Below are 4852 nucleotides of genomic sequence, written 5' to 3'. Positions count from 1 at the left end.
GCGCCAACGTGCTCAGCGGTGGCGCGATCATCCCCCGTGAGCATCACGATCGTGCCGATTCCTTGCGAGCGGATGCTGGCGATCGTCGACCGAGCGTTCTGACGCACCTGGTCAGCGAAGACGAGCGCACCAGCGGGCACCCCGTCGACGGCGACATAAACCGCCATTTCTCCGGTTCCTAGGGGGGTCGCCGCTACCTCCGTATTGCATGCTGCGGCGATGAATGATCGTTTGCCCACCACGACGGTGCGACCGTCAATCGTGGCCGTAACGCCGTGAGCAGTCGACTCCTCCACCTGGTGTGAACCCAACAGCTCGATGCCCTTGGCGCGTGCGGCGCGGAGAACGGCAGCCGCGAGCACATGGGCCGAGAACTGCTCGGCAGACGCGGCAAAGCGCAGCAGCTCATCCGCATCCGTCCCGCCTTCTGACCGCACCTCCACAAGGCTTGGCTCCCCTTGGGTGAGGGTGCCGGTTTTATCGAAGGCAAAGGTTCTTGCCCTGCGAAATGTCTCCAGGGTTGCACTGCTCTTGACGATCACTCCGTCGCGGGCGGCCCGACTCATTCCGGCCATGAAGGCGACAGGCGCAGCGATGATGAGCGGGCAGGGCGTTGCGACGACCAAGACCTCCGCGAAGCGAACGGCATCGCCGCTGACTGCCCAGGCTGTCCCCGCGATCGCGAGGGCGAGAAGGGTGAAGGGGATGGCGTAGCGGTCGGCAAGTCGCACGATCGGCGATTTGCTCGCGGTGGCGGCTTCTACCAGGGTGACGATCTGCTGATACTGGCTGTCCTTGGCCGCACGCGTCGCCTGAACGACGACGGCAGCTGCCCCGTTGATCCCGCCGCTGAGCACCTCATCGCCCGCGACCTTGTCGACGAGCAGGCTCTCACCGGTTATGGATGACTCATCAAACGATCCCTCCGCGCTGACCAGGGTGCCATCCACTGGCACGATCTCACCGGGCCGCACCATGATCCGGTCTCCCGGCGCGATCTCGTTGATCGGCACCTCTACGGTCGTGCCGTCGTCGGCATACCGATGCCCGGTCTGCGGTGCCCGTGACAACAGCGCACGCAGGTCACGCTCGGCTCGGTGCGCCGCGTAGTCCTCGAGCGCTTCTCCGCCCGTGAGCATGAGCACGATCACGAGCGCCGCCCAATATTCGCCCACCGCGACAGCGGCGCAGATTGCGGTGACCGCGAGGATGTCGACCCCGAAGGTGCCAGAACGAAGTTCTCGAACCATGCGCCATGCCGATCGAGCGGCCACCAGGATGGCGAACGCTCCCAGCAGCCACGGCGAGAAGGGAGCCGCCGGAGTCAGCAGCATGACGCCCGCGGCCGCCGCCACTACGAGCGTGGCGATGACATAGGGGTAGCGTCTGAGCAGCAGAACCGAGCGCAGTTTCATGTCTCTGTGAGTCAACACCGCGATAGGTCACTTGGCACCCGGCTCACGCTCAGCCGCCACAGCCCTCTGCGGGCAAGTGCATCATCCCGTGGTCGCGGTCGCAAAACCCGCCGGCGGCAGTTGCACGCTCGAAATCCCGCGGGCAACAACTCGCTTAACGAGGCTGCCGGTCGCGTCGTAGACCCGAACCGTTGTCGTGATGCCCTCGGTGCCCATCGTGGTGGCGATGGGCCTGTCCACATTGGAGTGGGCGAGCTCTGCGGATGCCACACCACCGGTGTAGACAACGCGCGCGACGACGGGTCGAACGAAGAGGGCGTCGAGTTCAACGGTGCCCGTGAGAGCCCGAACGGTGATCTCGCCGCCGTCGGGCGTGGACTTCTTGAGTGGCTGCGGCAGGAGCGCACCCGGTGCAGCCGTGACGCCCTGGGCCCCCACCCCGTGCGCGAGAACTCCGATCGTGGGGGCGCCGGCCTTCCACTGAGACCGGGCCGTTGCCCCCGTCGGCTGATTCACGACGGGTTCCACAAGCACCTGGTCGTCGGAGCCGTTGCCGTTGCCGGCAGAGCCACCTGGCCCTCCGGGTGCTCCGCGACCCCCGCCTCGCGCGGCCGCGGCGGCATCCGTCAGTGCTATCGTCGCCGATTGGCCGGGGAGAAGCCGCAGGTAGGCGCCCCCGCTGAACTGCGATTCACCCGTCCATGACGAATCAGGGGTAACGACGCTGCCGGTCGTGGTGCTCGCGGACTCCGCCTCCACAACGCGAAGGCCGTCACGCTCACCGATTGTGGGGATGGACTGCGCCCGCACCGCGACCGTGGGGTGAGCATCCAGAGCCAGCATCGACAACAGCCCGTGGATCGTGCTCTCCGCCCCCGAATTGCGGTTCACCGTGCCGTCGGGTTGCACACCATCAAAGGTGACGCCGGTTTCGGGGTTGTAGACCGGGGCGCCGGATCGATTCGCGCCAAAGTACCAAGCACCAACGAATCCGGCCAGGTCGAGCAGCCCCGAAGCGTGTGCCGCGTCGCCGACCGCGAGCAGCGACTGCAGCCGAGAATCTGCGCCGTAGGCGATCTGAACCTGGTCGATGGGGGCCGGCAGCCAGGCGTTATCCGGCCCTCCCGCCGTTATCAACGTTGTCGTGAAGCCCGTCGAGTCGGCGATGGCCGGCGCGAGCAGCCGCGAATCAGCCAGGGCGACGGATGCCTCGGCGAGCGCCGCCGGCATCTGCGAGCCCCAGGCGTGCCAGAGCGATCGTGACTCCGTCCACGGAAGGATCGCCCCATACGGCCAGGTCGTGATGTCGCCAGCGCGCATGGCAGCGACACCCTCCGCGAGCTGTTCGAGCGCCGTGCGTGCGGCGGCATCGTCTGGCGCTGCCGAAACATAGGCGGCGAGCCCGAGAATGGCCTCGGCAGAAGCATCCGCTCCTCCCGCGATGAGCCAGGCGGGCACCTCCACGCCATCGGCGATCAGGTATTGGCCGTACTGGCCCAGCACCTCGCGGTCCACCGCCTCGACGCCGAGCTGCAGCCGCTGCTGCAAAAACTCGGCGAAGTCGCTGTCGACGGGGGCGAAGGCTGCGTAGCCCTCGCCGAGCGCCCAAAGGGTGCGGGCGAGCCAGTAGCTGTCGCCGCTATCCGACGGGTCGGGCAGCTCAACGGGCTCGGGGCTGGGGTTGAGGGTGCCATCCGGCTGCATCCACAGCACCACATTGCCCGCGAACAGGCCCGTGGTTGTCTGAAAGTAGGCGAGTGAGCGCAGCAGTTCGTAGGCAGACTCTTTGCTCGTTTCTGCGCCGGTTTGTTGCCAATGCCGCAGGTAGACCACGGCGGCGCGCGATACGTCGTCGGCGTTGTAGGCGCCCTGACCCCAATAGCCGGTGGCCGGGTCGAGGGGGCCTCCTCCGACGCGTTCGAATGTGCCGCCGTCGCGGGCATCCGCATAGGTCCACGGCATCGTGAGCTCGGGTTCTTCTGCGAGGCGATAGGTCGTGTGGCCCTCGATCTCCTCGGGGCTTACGTCGTCGAGCAAGAAGTCGAGGTGGGCGAGGTTGGTGAGCGATTGCCCGCCTGGCGCCGCAGCCGGGGCGATTCCCTCGGGCAGTGCGGATGCCGGGGGCGCCGACGCCGTCGGCGCGATTATGAGGCTGCCGACGAGTGCGGCACCCGCAACCATGGCGGTGGGGTGAAACATTATGAGGCCCTCCTGTCGAGACGGGCGACGCCAATTTTGGAGTCGGCCATGCCGTAGAAAACGAAGTACTGGTCACCGATCAGCTCGATCGCGGTGGGGAAGACCACATTGGGCACAACGCCGCTGCGCTCATCTTCGGTCTCCGGCGCCAGCAGCGGCTCGCTCGTGCGGGCCACGATGCGCGTCGGGTCATCGGCATCGAGAATCATGCCGCCCACCGCATAGTTCACGTTCTGCTGCTGACCGAACGCGTGCTCGATCGTGCCGGTGACCCCGTGGTGCAGCATCAACCATCCCTCCGGCACCCGAAGCGGTGGCGGGCCCCCGCCGATCTTGAGTTGTTCAAAGGCGAACTCCGGCCCGGCGAGCATGCGGTGGCCTCTCCACTGCACAATGGCCCGGATGTCGGCGAGCACGGCGGCAAGGGGAACGAAGCTGATCCAGATGCTCTGGCGCGGGTCGGTAATGCCTGCGGGAAGCCGAACCCCCTCCCCGGGCTTCGTCTCGCTGAGATTCCACATGGGGCGGTGCAGCACGGCAAGGCTCTCGACGCCGTCCGGCGCTGTGACCGGCTCGGCAAAGAACACGGTGTCTTTGTTGTGGAACAGGTTGAGGTCGGTGTCGAGCGCGTCGTCGTACTCGAACAAGACGGGGCCGAGCCGCGTCCATGCGCGAAGATCCGGAGAGGTCGCAATTGCAGTTCGCGGGCCCAGCGGCCCGAAGGCCACATATGTCATGACGTGCAGATCGAGCGCGGGAATGTAGGTGATCCTGGGGTCCTCGACCCCCGCATTAGCTGCGCCGCGTTCCCAGCCGCGGTCAGGCTCCAGCACGACCCCTTCGCGTTCGACGCCGACGGGCGCGCCATCCTCAACCACTACCCGCGCGAGCCCGACCCTGCTCACATTGCCGTGTGCGACAAGCCGAGGCAGCAGATAGAGCTCGCCCGCAGCCCATCCCGTTGCGGGGTTGAGCACCCCTTCCGACTCGAGAGGGTCGCCCTCCCGCGGCGTCATGATCACTCCCGCCCTCGTGAGCGTGTAGGGGAATGGAGCCGTCGACGTCATGGTCACCCTTTCACTCCCGACCCGATGTCGGTCGAGATGAAGTAGCGCTGGAACACGATGAACAAAACGACAACGGGCGCGGCAAGGACCACGGCACCGGCCAGGGTCGCGCCGAAGGGATTTGCGGCGGAGGCCGCGACGGTCGAAATGTAGTTCGCGAGAGACACGGCA

General features: G+C 66.7%; 3 protein-coding genes and 1 pseudogene. All 4 read right to left on the bottom strand.

Annotation, left to right across the window (positions count from 1 at the left end; translation table 11 throughout):
* A partial coding sequence (locus tag AC062T_RS11175) for a heavy metal translocating P-type ATPase (protein ID WP_476030054.1) occupies positions 1 to 1415 on the bottom strand: 1415 nt, incomplete at its 3' end.
* 81 nt (positions 1416 to 1496) lie between these two features.
* Entirely contained in the window at positions 1497 to 3614 is a 2118-nt protein-coding gene (locus AC062T_RS11170; protein WP_476030052.1) for a hypothetical protein, read from the bottom strand.
* Positions 3614 to 4681, bottom strand: coding sequence for a glycoside hydrolase family 130 protein (locus AC062T_RS11165; RefSeq protein WP_476030050.1), 1068 nt, complete (start codon positions 4679 to 4681; stop codon positions 3614 to 3616). Before AC062T_RS11165 ends, AC062T_RS11170 begins: the two co-directional genes overlap by 1 nt.
* A gap of 2 nt (positions 4682 to 4683) precedes the next feature.
* Positions 4684 to 4852: pseudogene (locus tag AC062T_RS11160) on the bottom strand (carbohydrate ABC transporter permease); the annotation flags it as partial.

Source organism: Homoserinimonas sp., from assembly GCF_056262345.1.
The sequence above is the reverse complement of the archived record's forward strand: the minus strand, read 5'-3'. Positions and strand labels throughout refer to the sequence as shown.